The 12,687-nt window shown below is 47.4% G+C and carries 13 protein-coding genes; 3 read left to right on the forward strand and 10 right to left on the reverse strand.

Annotated features, from left to right (window positions below):
* Both ACIFQN_RS20710 and ACIFQN_RS20715 read left to right on the forward strand, forming a co-directional pair.
* Positions 1–1,468: hypothetical protein (locus ACIFQN_RS20710; RefSeq protein ID WP_429834933.1), on the forward strand; the 1,468-nt coding region annotated here is incomplete at its 5' end.
* A 303-nt stretch (positions 1,469–1,771) separates the two neighbouring features.
* Complete coding sequence (locus tag ACIFQN_RS20715) at positions 1,772–2,215, forward strand: M67 family metallopeptidase (RefSeq protein ID WP_429834934.1); 444 nt, start codon at positions 1,772–1,774, stop codon at positions 2,213–2,215.
* Positions 2,216–2,238: 23 nt separating this feature from the next.
* On the opposite strand, the gene ACIFQN_RS20720 is transcribed toward ACIFQN_RS20715, so the two are convergent.
* Genes ACIFQN_RS20720 through ACIFQN_RS20735 form a run of 4 tightly spaced genes read right to left on the reverse strand, consistent with a single transcriptional unit; the run spans position 2,239 to position 5,023 of the window.
* The gene (locus ACIFQN_RS20720; protein ID WP_429834935.1) at positions 2,239–2,400 is read right to left on the reverse strand and encodes a hypothetical protein; all 162 of its coding nucleotides are present in this window, start codon (positions 2,398–2,400) and stop codon (positions 2,239–2,241) included.
* Between the two features lie 16 nt (positions 2,401–2,416).
* A complete protein-coding gene (locus tag ACIFQN_RS20725) occupies positions 2,417–2,713 on the reverse strand; it encodes a ferredoxin family protein (protein WP_429834936.1) in 297 nt (98 codons plus the stop codon).
* Entirely contained in the window at positions 2,713–4,008 is a 1,296-nt protein-coding gene (locus ACIFQN_RS20730) for an FAD-dependent oxidoreductase (protein ID WP_429834937.1), read from the reverse strand. The genes ACIFQN_RS20725 and ACIFQN_RS20730 overlap by 1 nt, the downstream gene beginning before the upstream one ends.
* On the reverse strand, positions 4,001–5,023 hold the full coding sequence (locus ACIFQN_RS20735) for an electron transfer flavoprotein subunit alpha/FixB family protein (RefSeq protein ID WP_429834938.1): 1,023 nt from the start codon (positions 5,021–5,023) through the stop codon (positions 4,001–4,003). The genes ACIFQN_RS20730 and ACIFQN_RS20735 overlap by 8 nt, the downstream gene beginning before the upstream one ends.
* 115 nt (positions 5,024–5,138) lie before the next feature.
* On the opposite strand from ACIFQN_RS20735, the gene ACIFQN_RS20740 reads away from it, so the two are divergent.
* Entirely contained in the window at positions 5,139–6,227 is a 1,089-nt protein-coding gene (locus ACIFQN_RS20740; protein WP_429834939.1) for an RNA-guided endonuclease InsQ/TnpB family protein, read from the forward strand.
* Positions 6,228–6,353: 126 nt separating this feature from the next.
* Here the strand turns inward: ACIFQN_RS20740 and ACIFQN_RS20745 are convergent, their stop codons facing one another.
* The 6 genes from ACIFQN_RS20745 to ACIFQN_RS20770 all read right to left on the reverse strand — a co-directional run bounded on the left by ACIFQN_RS20745 (position 6,354) and on the right by ACIFQN_RS20770 (position 12,508).
* Positions 6,354–7,187 (reverse strand): electron transfer flavoprotein subunit beta/FixA family protein, encoded by an 834-nt coding sequence (locus ACIFQN_RS20745; protein ID WP_429834940.1) that lies wholly within the window; start codon positions 7,185–7,187, stop codon positions 6,354–6,356.
* Between the two features lie 346 nt (positions 7,188–7,533).
* Positions 7,534–8,670, reverse strand: a complete 1,137-nt coding sequence (locus ACIFQN_RS20750) for a GerAB/ArcD/ProY family transporter (protein WP_429834941.1) — start codon at positions 8,668–8,670, stop codon at positions 7,534–7,536.
* 59 nt (positions 8,671–8,729) lie between these two features.
* Complete coding sequence (locus ACIFQN_RS20755; RefSeq protein ID WP_429834942.1) at positions 8,730–8,963, reverse strand: hypothetical protein; 234 nt, start codon at positions 8,961–8,963, stop codon at positions 8,730–8,732.
* 7 nt (positions 8,964–8,970) lie between these two features.
* Entirely contained in the window at positions 8,971–10,167 is a 1,197-nt protein-coding gene (locus tag ACIFQN_RS20760) for a Ger(x)C family spore germination protein (protein ID WP_429834943.1), read from the reverse strand.
* Positions 10,168–10,206: 39 nt separating this feature from the next.
* On the reverse strand, positions 10,207–11,790 hold the full coding sequence (locus tag ACIFQN_RS20765) for a spore germination protein (RefSeq protein ID WP_429834944.1): 1,584 nt from the start codon (positions 11,788–11,790) through the stop codon (positions 10,207–10,209).
* Positions 11,791–11,920: 130 nt separating this feature from the next.
* A complete protein-coding gene (locus tag ACIFQN_RS20770; protein ID WP_429834945.1) occupies positions 11,921–12,508 on the reverse strand; it encodes a bifunctional transcriptional activator/DNA repair enzyme AdaA in 588 nt (195 codons plus the stop codon).
* Positions 12,509–12,687 lie beyond the last annotated feature (179 nt).

The raw sequence follows: 12,687 nt of genomic DNA on the forward strand, positions 1-12,687 counted from the left end.
ACAGCTTCTCAACCAGCATGAAGAGACGATTGCAAATTATACGTCACAGGATACGGATTGGAGCATGACACTCGAGCAGCTGCGTCAAGAACTCGAAATCTCTAAGCAAACAGAAGCCCATTTGAACGAAACGCTGGAAGAGCTCCACCGGCAACTGGAGACCTACTCACAAAAAGAAACAGGATATGCCCAGCTTCTCAGGCAGCATGAAGAGACGATTGCAAATTATGCGTCACAGGATACGGAATGGAGCATGACACTCGAGCAGCTGCGTCAAGAACTCGAAAGCTCTAAGCAAACAGAAGCCCATTTGAACGAAACGCTGGAAGAGCTCCACCGGCAACTGGAGACCTACTCACAAAAAGAAACGGAATATTCCCAGCTTCTCAGGCAGCATGTAGAGACGATTGCAAATTATGCGTCACAGGATACGGAATGGAGCATGACACTCGAGCAGCTGCGTCAAGAACTCGAAAGCTCTAAGCAAACAGAAGCCCGTTTGAACGAAACGCTGGAAGAGCTCCACCGGCAACTGGCGACCTACTCACAAAAAGAAACAGAATACGAACAGCTCCACGGGCAACATGTCGAGAATATCGCTCACTATCAAGCCCAATTATCGGAAACGAATGAATCCCTCACTCTGATCAACCAACAGTTGGAAGAATCCCGTCAAAAGGAATTGGAATGGAATGAAACAGTTGCACTTCTGAACCGGCGTCTGGAAGAAGTTTCACACACGGAAGACCAATGGAACGAAAAACTGGAAGAGCTTACCGGACAATTGGAACGTGCAAAACAAAAAGAAGCCAGACTTAATCATCTTCTCAAGAATCAAGAAGAAACCATCGCTAATTTTCAGGAGCTGGAGTTGGAATGGAACCAAACCTACGAACGGTTGAATCGCCAGCTCAAGGACTCCCGCCATACAGAAAACCGCTGGAGTGAAACGATCGAAGAGCTGAACCAACAACTTGAGGAGTACCGTCAGAAAGTAACGAAATCCGAGCAGCTTCTTAAAGAGCGCGAAGAGACCATTATCCGTTACCAAGAGCAGGAAGCTGAATGGAAACTCGCTATCGAACGAGCAAAGGAGGGAATGGAGGCACAGGACTCCATTTCCGAACTGGAAATCGGGTTTCAAAAGCTGCTGGAGGAAAAAGACGAGGTCATTGGGCAGTATCAGATTCAGGAAGCAACCTGGAAGAAAACGTACGAAGGCCTGAATCGAACGATTAAAGAATATCAAGAAAAAGAAGAGAAGTACAAACAGGCCATACTGGATTTTACCTCAAAAGAAAACCGAAGCAGGTTGGGATATGAGCAAACTAGAGGGGCACAAGCGCAAAGACCCGCAAGTTCCCCCCCTGTCGTACGATTGCCATCAAATGCCCACACCACCTTTTTTAAACCTCATCATGCCCCACAATCCAGCACGTTTAATCCTTTTCAAAACGGTCTGAAGTAACCACAAACCTAGATCTGGATTCTTCCAAAATGATATTCCAATCTTCCACCTCAGACGAATGTGCAGCAGCCGTTCCCTCTGAAAAGGATGAAGAATACAACATAATATATATCCAGCGAAAGGAAGGGATTACAATGACACCTGAAGAAATTCGCAGATTATACCAGCAACGTCAAATGAGACCAGTTAGAAATCACCAACCCAATCCTCAAATGAGCCAAACATCCGTCCCAAGGGCTTCGCAAAACCCATCCAACACCAGTGTTCGTATCGTCAACCCCCTCCCAAACTCCAGATCTACGGGTGGCTGCTGCGGGAGACGGCGCAGTCAGGGTTAGTCCATTGGAAATCGCTCTTCCGATAAGCAGGATCGTATGGCGTGAAATGCTCAACCATTGTTTAACGGAACAGCCATTTGAAGCTTGCGGACTTCTTTCGGGAAGATATGGGCGTGTGGAAACCCTATGGAGAATGGTAAATATGGATCGAAGTCCTGATTCCTTTAGCATGGATTCAAGACAAATCCAACAAGTATTCCAGATAATCAGCAATCGAGGGGAACAGTTAGTGGGAATCTATCACTCCCATCCGACTGCTCCCCCCTATCCATCTAGCGAAGATATTGCATACTCATCTTACACAGATGTAGCCTACCTGATCCTGTCGCTCGCAGGACCCAAGCCCGCCCTTGGATGTTTCCACATTAAGGGCATGCATGCCTTGCCTCGTAGTTTTGTTCTGTTTTAGCCAGGTCAACAAAGCGGGAGCCACTACTCCTGCTTTTGTTTTTTCTCCAACTCCAGCCACTCCGTTTTCTCCCAGCTGACAAATTCATCCTCCCACATCACATGGCATCGATCCTCCTCGATACGGATGACGATACCACTGACCCCATCCTTTAAAAATACGACCATATCGCCAACCTGTATCATACCGCATCGCGTCCCTTTAACCGAGTCTGAAGATGATTCCATGACCGCCTTTCGGGTACTCCCACTTGATGTTTTCATAGGGACACCCGATGCGGCAGCTTCCGCATTCGTGACAGCCTTCGTATCCAACATGCATCCGCACCTCTTCCCACTTGTATACTTCTGCTGGACAGAAAATGGTGCAGAGCTTATCCGGGCATTGCGTCGCACATACATCAGCGCTCAAAACATGCAGGTGGGACTGCGTATCCGCTTTGAAGCGTACGAGATACTGCTTTTCTTCGATCGACTGGCCTTTGGGGATCTCCGACATTACTTCATCACCCTCCATGCATTCATCAGATCGCGCGCCATTTTCCATTTTTCCTTGGCTGTACCGAGATCACGCCAGATTTTTTTCTGCTTGCTCCACTTCGAGCTTCCATCCACCGTAAACATCTGGCTCGCTGCCTTGTTCATCAGAGGGATATACTGTTCAAAATATTGCGGGTATTTTTCAAAATGATGAGTAGCGTCCTTGTATTTTTTTAGATCCTGCCCAACGAAGCTATTCAACAGATTCGTCCGGTATGAATCGAGCATTTTTTCCGAGAAATCCTCAGCCTCACGTGCCTTTATGATCGTTTCGGCAGCCATTACCCCGGAGGCCATAGCCATATTGGATCCTTCCCTGTGAATCGCATTGACTAACTGCGCAGCGTCACCGATGACCATCACACCATTGCCAACGACTTTTGGCATGGAGCGGTATCCACCCTCTGGAATCAGGTGTGCCAAATATTCCTGCTGTTCACACCCTTGAATATAAGGGCGAATCATGGGATGGTTTTTTACATAATCCAAGAGATCATACGGCTTGATCTTGTTCTTAATCAATCCTGATAACATCGTGCCTACACCGATGTTCAGACTATCCTTGTTCGTATAAAGCCAGGCCGTACCCAGGATGCCTTTGGTAGAATCACCGAAAATTTCGATCGTACAACCGTGATCGCCTTCTAGATTGAAGCGATCCTCTATGATTTTCCGATCCAGCTTGAGCACTTCCATGACAGCAAGCGCTACCTCATCAGGGCGAAACTCCTTGTGGAAGCCAAGCGATTTGGCTAAAAGCGAATTGACACCATCCGCCAAGACCACCACATCGGCATATACATCGCCATCTGGACGGTCTGTTCGAATTCCTACAACTTTCCCATTTTCCTGGATGCATTCCAGTGCGACCGTTTCGTTGAGCAAAAGAGCCCCTTCCTGTACAGCCTTATCCGCGAACCATTGATCGAACTTGGCTCGCAGCACAGTAAAGTTGTTATATGGCTCCTGCGCCCACTCCATCCCTTTGTAACTGAAATTAACAGCGGAATCCTTATCCAGCATCATGAACCTTTGCTCGACAATTGGCCGTTCTACAGGAGCCTCCTTGTAAAATCCAGGGATGATGTCTTCTAGTGTCTTGCGGTACAAAACACCTCCCATTACGTTTTTAGACCCGGGATACTCTCCTCTTTCCATCAATAGGACATTCACACCCGCTTTTGCCAAAGTGTATGCGCATGCCGTACCAGCCGGTCCTGCTCCGACTACGATTACGTCAAATTTTTCAGCCATATGAAACCTCCTTCTTCAGCTCCTCATGGAACGCTTCCATTAGCAATGGGACGATTTCAAAGGCATCTCCAACAATTCCAAAATGGCTGGATTGGAAAATGAGAGCGTCGGGGTCCTTGTTGATGGCAATGATCAAGCCGGAATTGCGCATTCCGACCAAGTGCTGAATCGCACCTGAAATACCGATGGCAAAGTAAATTTTCGGTGTTACCGTTACCCCTGTCTGCCCTACTTGATGCTCATGGTCAATCCACCCTGCTTCCACCGCGTCTCTGCTCGCCCCAACCGTGGCACCAATTTTTGCTGCAAAGCGATGAATGAGTTCAAAGCCTTCTTTGCTGCCCAACCCTTTCCCACCAGCCACGATCACGTCTGCTTCATCCAGTCGTACTTTTTCTCGTGTTTCACGAACGATTTTCAATACTTTGGTACGGATATCGTCCTCATGCAGCGCAATATGCTCCTCAATGATTTCGCCGGTGCGTGTATAGTCTGGTTCCAGCGCTTTCATTACTTTTGGACGTACTGTCGCCATTTGCGGTCTATGTTTCTTGCAAAGAATAGTCGCCATAATATTCCCGCCAAAAGCAGGACGGCTCGCTTCGAGCAATCCCGTTTCTGCATTCACATCGAGCATCGTCGTATCTGCCGTAAGTCCGGTCTCCAGATCTGTCGCCACTGCACTCGCCAGGTCTTTTCCCGTCGAAGTCGCTCCGTACAAAATAATCTCGGGCTTGTGCTTTTCCACACACTCGATGACGGCACGCATGTAGGATTCTGTTCGGTAATCGCTAAAGATCCGATTGTCGTACACATAAATCTGGTCAGCACCATACGGAAAAACCGTTTCAGCGAGCTCTCGTACCCCGTCACCAATCAGCAATCCTGCGAGTGGTACGCCCCGTTTATCGGCCATCTGACGCCCTGCACCTAAGAGCTCAAGGGAAACGGGGGCGATCTGATTGTCTCGCACCTCTACGTATACCCATATGCCCCTATACTCATCCAGATTCATACTTACCCTCCTTAACCTGACCCGCCAGAAGTTTCCTCACTTCTAAAGTGGTGGATGACTGACAGACAATGTTATGTTAAAATGGGAATATACGTTCTTATAGAGGTGTTTCCTGATGCAAATAACGTATCAATTCCGCCTTTATCCCACACCGGAACAAGTCGAAAAGATGAATAGGACCTTGGAACTGCTCCGGAGATTGTATAATGCTGCAAAGGAACAACGTGAAATTGCCTACAAGCAATTCGGACAAGCTGTATTCTATTCCATGCAACAAAGTGAACTGCCAGTACTAAAAACCGAATTTCCCTCTTACAAGGAAATCCATTCGCAAGTTATCCAGGACTGCCTGCGGCGGCTGGATGATGCGTTTCTGCGTTTTTTCCGCAGAGAAGCGGGGTACCCGCGGTTCAAGTCGAGAGACAAGTATCTTTCATTTACCTATCCGCAGCATGGTACCATCAAAAAAACATTTGCCGAAGAAGGCTACATTTATCTCTCCAAAATCGGTCATGTCAAAATGAATGCCCACCGTAACTTTGACCGCGCTAAAGTGACTCAGATTAACGTCAAACGTTATGCCGACAAATGGATGACCAATATTCAAGTAAAAGTGGAGGAGACTGAAACGGTTTCCAGACCTGAAAAGGTTGTTGGTATCGATCTCGGACTAAGTTCATTTGCGACTCTTTCCAATGAAACCATCATCAATACCCCACGCTACCTGCGGAAAGCGGAAAAAAGGTTGAAACGTTATCAAAGACGACATTCCCGCAAGCAGAAAGCCTCTTCCAACCGGGAAAAATCCAGACAAAAAGTAGCAAAAGCGTATCAACAAGTGGCACGACAACGAAGGGACTTTTTACATAAACAATCTTCTCTTATCGTCCGTGATCATGACCTGATTGCAGTGGAACAACTGAAAATCAAGAACATGTTGCGAAACCGCCGTTTGGCTAAAAGTATTTTCGATGCAGGTTGGAGTCAATTTATTACTTATCTATCATACAAAGCCAAACGACAAGGAAAGCGATTCGTAAAAGTGCCTGCACACGGCACATCGCAGATCTGTCTGTGTGGTGCAGATGTACCCAAAACATTATCTGTACGGATACATGAATGCCTAACTTGTGGAATTATTCAGGACAGGGATTTAGTGTCAGCGAAAGTTATTCTGCAACGTGCCATGAGTTTAATTGCTTGATTCAAGATTGACCGTAGGGAGGGTTTGCCCCGAACGGGATGCCTTTGGTATCAAACGCTTGTGGAGATCATGTAAGACCTTTTTCTAGCGAAAGGCAACGGTCGTCGAAGCAAGAAGCCCCCGCTGTTAAAGGCGGTGGGAACATTCACCCCGAAACAATCCCTGTTTCTCGTGTAAAATGTCCATCAGGCGTGCCACCTGCTCTTGGGAAGATCCCTCCAGCATCTCGCCTCCCTTTGGCTTTTCCGGGGGCCAGACTTTGGCCACGATGGTAGGAGAGCCCTTTAGCCCGAGCAGCGTCCGATCGATATCGCCCAGATCGTTCACAGACCAGATGACAGGATCGTAGCGAGCAGCTCGCAGCATGTTTGGCAACGGCGAGTAAGGAACCTCGTTAATTTCTTTCTCTACAGAAAACAGACACGGCAGGGTAGACTGGATGACCTCATATCCATCCTCTAGCTTGCGGTGAACAATGGCATAGCCTTGCTCTTTGTTTACCTCCACCACTTTTTTCACACTGGTCAGTGGCGGAATATCCAATCTTCTGGCAATTCCAGGCCCAACCTGCCCTGTATCACCGTCAATGGTCATCTTTCCACAGATGATTAGATCAACCGGCTGTGTTTCGGCGATTTTCTCAATCGCCTTTGTAATGGCATAGCTGGTAGCTAATGTATCCGCTCCGGCAAAGGCCCGGTCTGTGACCAAATATCCAGCGTCAGCCCCAATCTCTACGCATTTGCGGATTGCTTTTACTGCTGGAGGAGGTCCCATCGTAACAACAGAAACAACCCCGCCGTAACGCTGCTTTAGACGGACGGCCTCCTCTACTGCATGTGCATCATATGGATTGAGGATGGCGGGTGCGCTGGAACGGTCCATCGTATTGGTTTTGGGATTCATCTTGATGATCTTGGTATCCGGCACCTGTTTGATACAAGCAACTATATGCAGCATGAATCATCCCCCTTTGACTGCCGGGCGCGTGATTGATGATCCTTAAGATCCTGTTCAAAAAGGAGGACAAACAGAGCCGAGAAGTTCAAGGCGCGGCAGGCCCGAGCAGCGCAGCGTAGGTGAGTCTACGTGAGCAGCGGAGGGGCAACGCAACGCGGAAATTCGACAGCTATGTTTCCCGGACTTTTTGAACTTCCTAAAGGCAAAAGGTTGTCTCTTTTTCGCGCAATACTTCGGGCAGCATGTCATTCATTGTTATAACCTATTGCATAACGTGCTGGCTTAGACCAATACGCTCATTCCTTTTTCCACTGCCCTGGCAAGCCACCGCTGGTTTTTCCATTTCTTACTCTTGTTCTTCTCTGCTCCCCATCTCTTGCTCTGGAGAAGCCTTCCCTTTTTTGCGGATTACGGCTACACCCAATAATAACAAGGGAAGAAACACCCCAAATGTAGCCACAAACAGTAACCACGTATGCTTATTATATTCCTCTGAATGCAATACATTAGGATGGACGATCATCGAAAGTACGATCATGATGATCCCCATCGGGAGAACCAGAAACCGATATTCTTTCAAATTCAACGTTTGCGCAAGACCTACAACAGCGGCGTAAAAGTAAAACGACACCTTGAAAAAAATCGAAATAAACCACATTACTGCCATAACGATCTCGATGCGTGTAAAAATTTTGCCAACGTTGATTTTTTTGGCTAACGCGTAGCTTGGATACGTTTGTCTCGCAGTCGTATCAGGACCAAGAACGAGAATACTGAGTGCGATGATGATGATTAACACGATTCCGCCTATCAACATCCCCGAAAAAAAAGTTTTTTGCGCTGCCTTTGTCCGGTTTACAGAAACAGGAAAAACCATTAACAATACAACAATAGGAATAGAAAATACGCTTGAAAAATAGAAAGCTGCTCTGAGCAAAACTTTGAAGTCGGCTTCCAAAACAGGTTGTATTCTTTCAAGCTCGATTTGAGGAGAGACAAAAATAATTAAAATAAAAAAAAGGAAAATGAACAAAGGAAATAAGAGTTCTGCGGAACGAGCCAACGTTTCAATTCCAAGCTGGACTCCCATGATGATAACACACGCAAAAATGATGTTAATCGGTTCCATTGGCGTTTCCGGCATAATTTGAGTGGTCAAGAAATTACCGACAAAATATAACAATTCTGCGGCAGTGACAAGATTAAAAAAAACAAATGTAGTGGAAATCGCCTTGCCTACCCATTTTCCAAGCAGGTATTCATTCATTTCCACCAGGGTCATTGTCGGCAACAGATTGCCTAGCGTACTGTATAATCCTACTAGCAGCAAGCCCAGTGCCACACCGAGCACTGCCGCAATCCAGGCGTCTTGTTTTGCCTGAGCAGCAAGGCCTGAGGGAATGATTAAGATCGTCGTGCCAATCGAATATAAAGCTACTAGAATGCCAAATTGGCGAGCATTTATTTTGGCATCATGAATCATGTTTACCCCTCCCCTTTTATCCGTTTGGTGAGGTCAATTTGCAGTTTGTCTTCCTCCCGTTATTGTAAAACACCTTCTATGAACCTACTTACCGGCCTGTATATAAAATCGATCCAATCTAACGGATTTGGAAGCTTGACGTTCAAACTTTGAGCAATACTAATGCCCGCACCAAACAGAAGCAGAAACGAAAATACCCGCAGTTCCTTCATAAGACCTTTTTTTAAAAGGGAGGGTACTTCGAGCTTGATGATGACTGCAATTGCTGCCAGGATTCCCAAGACTACAACCATAGCAATTTTACTCCTTGATATTATTTAGAAAGGAATCTCCAATCGTTCCCAGTCGTCTGATTTTGACATCTATCTTGAAATGAACGGGTAATTCCTGAAATTGTTTGCTCCAATCTTTCTTGATTTTCTTCCAATATTTTGGGTCAGCCCGATGAATCGCCTCGCCGAAACCAAAGACATCGCTTTGCCATTTCTTTGCCTTGCGTAATGCACGCTCAGCATTGGTTTGCATTACCTGTTCCACTTCTTGTTCCAAACCGTATAACGTTTTGACTTTTTGGAGATCGAGCTCACATTCGACATCCGCTACATTTGCTTCTGTAAGAATGGTAACCTCGACTTCCGGTTTTCCGTTTTTTACCTTTCCTTTGACTTTTGTTTTCGAGCGCATCACCTCAATCCCGACTGTTCCGCCTTTCGGACAAGCTACTTCAATCACGGTACTGTCCAATCTGTTTGTCAGGCTGCTGAATCCTTTGCTTTCGTCCTCGTTCAACCAGCCAACCAGTTTATCTCTTTTAAAGACGGCAATCCCCCAATACTGCAAATTGACAGGAGCGTCAACCACAACGACATTGTTCTTTCCCTTGGCTCTTTCCGGATCGCCTTGAAAGCGTATGCCGGTCAACACCGCATGTTTGCCCTCGGTTACCATATCGGTGATCAGTTCATCCAATTGGATGGATACCGTTGGCGCCCAAGCTTTCTCCGATACTTCAAGGGAAGTGAACATTTTGGTTGCCGGGATTTTTTCCAGTGGGGTTAGGATGTTCAAGATTTCTTTGGCTTTCAACCCTTTGGAAACGACAATGTAGAAATCTGTGCGAAGTTCCTGATCTCGAGAAAAAAGATCCAGCGTTTTTCCGATCCCTTCCTTTGCCAACTCTTCGCCTATCACGAAAATACGGAGATGAGAAAAATAAAGCTTCCTGGGAGTAACTGTGGTCATTTTTCGGATGGCCTCAAACATCGTATCGCCCGTCTCATTATACATCGTGACGGGTGAACGACCGCTGTCCCCTTTCCTTTTGGCCACTTCTCCTGGGTCCACAACTTGAACGGAAAGATAGTATTTTTTACCAACCTTATCGATACCGATTGCCGTTACAATGGCGAGATCATTCAATTCCCTGCGGCTCCAGCAGCCTGTTGTGAACAGCAATAGAGCAAGTAACACGAAGAACAGGGCTGCATTACGAATCACAGCTACACTTCCTTTCCGCTTGAACGTGTTTTCGCCGCTTTATCGCCGCGATTCCGGTTTTTTGGTCGGCGTAAATTTTTGGCGCTTCACGTTCTTCTGGCTGATTAAACGAGGACGGGAAAGCATGGCCCACTGGGGCAGCCTGATGATTGCATCCTTCTGATCACTCATGTTCATGGGTGCAAAAGGACTCATGTAAGGAATCCCGAACGAACGCAGACTGCACAAATGCAGCACGATGGCAATAACCCCAACGATAATCCCGAATAACCCGAAGGTCGCGGCAAGAATAATGAACGGAAAACGCAGCATTCGGAAGGAATTAGCCAGGCTGTACGATGGGAAAACAAATCCTGCAATCGCTGTTGTGGAAACGACAATGACCATCGCAGCCGAAATGATCCCCGCCTCTACCGCTGCTTGTCCGATGACGAGTGTACCTACGATGGACACCGCGGGCCCAATCGTTCGCGGCATGCGCAGACCCGCTTCCCGCAGAATTTCAAAAGCGACCTCCATCATAATCGCTTCAATAAAGGCCGGGAACGGAATGCCTTCCCGTTGAGCGGCCAAGCTGACAAGCAATTGCGTCGGCAGCATTTCCTGATGAAACGTCGTGATCGCCACATACATCGACGGACCGAACAGGGCGATCGCAACCCCGATGTAGCGTAGAAGACGAACGAGACTGGCGACATCCGCTCGGTGATAATAATCCTCTGCTGCATGCAGAAAAGATACAAAGAGTGCAGGGACGACGAGAACGAACGGGGTTCCATCGACCAGTATCGCCACTTTCCCCTCCAGCAGTTCGGCAGCGATTACATCCGGCCGTTCCGTATTGTAGATGGTTGGAAACGGCGTATACGCTTCGTCTTGAATCAATTCCTCGATATAACCACTTTCCAGAATGCCGTCAATGTCGATCCGATCGAGACGCGCCCGAACCTCATTCACCACTTTTTCATTCGCAATTCCTTTGATGAACATGACGGCGACATCGGTCTTGGTCACGCGTCCAATTTGTTTTGTTTCCAGCCATAGATTCGGATCTTTGATTTTACGCCGGATCAAGGCAGTATTCGTCCGCAGCGTTTCCGAGAACGCTTCTCTTGGTCCGCGTACGACAGATTCCGCGGAGGGCTCGGTCACACCTCGGTCTTTCCACCCCCGTGTACTTGCCGCAAATCCTTGTGTATACCCGTCGAGGATGATAATTGCCTCACCAGACAAAAGCGAGACGTACAAGGTTTCAAAGTCGTCAATCTCCTTGATGTCACCGATTGGTAGGGCATATTCCTTCAGAGCCTGGAAAGCGTCTTGGGCGGAAGAAATCAATGGCTCCGCCTGTGTAATCCGCGTATCCAGTGCGAGCGTCTCCAAGATGAAGTCAATGATGACACTTTTATCTGCCAAGCCGTCGGTATACATAATTCCCACCGACTGGCCGCCCGTTTTCCCGATCCGCACTTCGCGAATGATAATGTCGGTGCTGTTGCCAAGATCGCTTTTGATTTTTTGTATATTTTGCTGAAGACTTGACAGCAATGGCTGCACATCGACTGGATCAACAGTCGAGCGAACTGCTGACACGGAGCGGTTCCAAAAGTCCTTAAATTTCATTGAGATCTCCCTTGGCTATGCATTGCAAATCTTGTCATTCAGTATTGTCGTTATGCGAGTGGTTTAGACATCCATGACGATGGGGTTACTTCTTGTGGAAAAAACAAAAACAGGCAGTCGAGGCCTACGCTCAACTACCTGTTTCACTCTTTCTCCCTATTTGCTCGATCCTTTGACCGTACTCTGCACGGTACTGTGTCGGTGTCTGCCCCGTCAGCTTATGAAACACCTGGGCAAAGTAAGCACTTGTGCGAAAGCCAACCTGCATGGCAATATCCGTCACACTGTTTGAGGTTTCCGTCAGCAGCCTTTTCGCCGCCTCTACCCGCTTTTGGCTCAAATACTGGCTTGGTGAACAGCTCTTCAGCCTTGTAAAAGAACGCTGCATGTAATACGGGCTGACAAATAAGCGAGAAGCGATTTCAGTTAGGTTCAGCGGCTCCTGATAGCACTCGTCAATGAGCCGTTCTACGCGTAACGCCAGCTCCTCATCCGGTGGTCGCCACTGCACCGACTGCGGCTGGCATCTCTTGCAAGGACGCAAACCTATCTTCTCTGCTTCTTCGGTCGTAGCGAAGAGACGAATGTTTTCCTGCTTTGGCACCCGGGATTTGCAGGATGGACGGCAAAAAATCCCTGTTGTCAACACACCGTACCAAAATCGTCCGTCATAAGAATCATCACACGAAACAATAGCCTGCCAGTGTTCTTCATTCATTTGCCATCCTCCCTTTCACTTTTTCTTCCCTTAGTATATCTTACGTTAACTCCCATACGTAAGCGCCATGGAATGGAAGAGCAACATTTTCGAAAAAATGGGAGAGCAAGATCTGGAAAGACGGCAATTGGCGCCATCCCCTATGCTAACACGTGTCAAATATCCAACATGACAGGGAG

It is taken from the genome of Brevibacillus sp. NRS-1366, from assembly GCF_050467985.1.

Bases quoted from the DNA above. Each gene is read 5' to 3' on its own strand.
- ACIFQN_RS20765 (WP_429834944.1), bottom strand. From the start codon at position 11,790: ATGAAATTTAAGGACTTTTGGAACCGCTCCGTGTCAGCAGTTCGCTCG.
- ACIFQN_RS20755 (WP_429834942.1), bottom strand. From the start codon at position 8,963: ATGGTTGTAGTCTTGGGAATCCTGGCAGCAATTGCAGTCATCATCAAG.
- ACIFQN_RS20740 (WP_429834939.1), top strand. From the start codon at position 5,139: ATGCAAATAACGTATCAATTCCGCCTTTATCCCACACCGGAACAAGTC.
- ACIFQN_RS20720 (WP_429834935.1), bottom strand. From the start codon at position 2,400: ATGATACAGGTTGGCGATATGGTCGTATTTTTAAAGGATGGGGTCAGT.
- ACIFQN_RS20770 (WP_429834945.1), bottom strand. From the start codon at position 12,508: ATGAATGAAGAACACTGGCAGGCTATTGTTTCGTGTGATGATTCTTAT.
- ACIFQN_RS20725 (WP_429834936.1), bottom strand. From the start codon at position 2,713: ATGTCGGAGATCCCCAAAGGCCAGTCGATCGAAGAAAAGCAGTATCTC.
- ACIFQN_RS20750 (WP_429834941.1), bottom strand. From the start codon at position 8,670: ATGATTCATGATGCCAAAATAAATGCTCGCCAATTTGGCATTCTAGTA.
- ACIFQN_RS20730 (WP_429834937.1), bottom strand. From the start codon at position 4,008: ATGGCTGAAAAATTTGACGTAATCGTAGTCGGAGCAGGACCGGCTGGT.
- ACIFQN_RS20745 (WP_429834940.1), bottom strand. From the start codon at position 7,187: ATGCTGCATATAGTTGCTTGTATCAAACAGGTGCCGGATACCAAGATC.
- ACIFQN_RS20735 (WP_429834938.1), bottom strand. From the start codon at position 5,023: ATGAATCTGGATGAGTATAGGGGCATATGGGTATACGTAGAGGTGCGA.